The sequence below is a fragment of the Streptomyces milbemycinicus genome (assembly GCF_002154605.1).
GTDB classification, from domain to species: Bacteria; Actinomycetota; Actinomycetes; order Streptomycetales; family Streptomycetaceae; genus Streptomyces; species Streptomyces milbemycinicus.
The window spans coordinates 1-532 of record NZ_MUNE01000725.1 but is presented as its reverse complement, the minus strand read 5'-3'; the positions used below and the strand labels follow the sequence as shown (position 1 = coordinate 532).

The window sequence follows — 532 nt, the reverse complement described above, 5'->3', positions numbered from 1 at the left end:
ACACCATGTGCACGCCACACGTGCGTTGCGGGGGCGGTGCTGAGGGGAAGCCGGTGCCGCCTACCGCGTGTCGCAGCGGCGCCCGTTGAGCGCGAGGTCGGTGGGTGCGGCGTTTCCTGCGTCCCAGGAGCCGAGGAAGCCCACCTCAAGGGCCTCGCCGCCCCGGGCGGTCTCGTTGTAGTCGGCCGGGGTGACGGTCACCTTGCCCCCGTGCTGGACGAATTCGCCGTTCCACATCTGGGTGATCTGCTGCCCGTTCTCGAACTCCCAGCTCAGCCGCCATTCGTGGACCGTCTTACGGGGCGTGAGGGTGACCTTCGCCTGGAAGCCGTCGGGCCACTGGTTGTCCAGGCTGTAGCGGGCCGTGCAGGTGACCCCGGCGGGCTCGGCGTGCTTGGGGGGATGCTTCTTGGACGGCTTGTCCGGGGACGAGCCACCGCTCGGCGACGGCGTCTTGGCCGGGGACTTCGTCGGGCCGGTCCGGTGGCCGATCGTGTTCGTGCCGGACGAGGGCGGGAGGGGCGACTGGGTG

General features: G+C 70.7%; 1 protein-coding gene. It reads right to left on the bottom strand.

The features are described from left to right. Positions 1–60: 60 nt before the first annotated feature. Positions 61–532: cellulose binding domain-containing protein (locus CCN51_RS44135; protein WP_211303308.1), on the bottom strand; the 472-nt coding region annotated here is incomplete at its 5' end.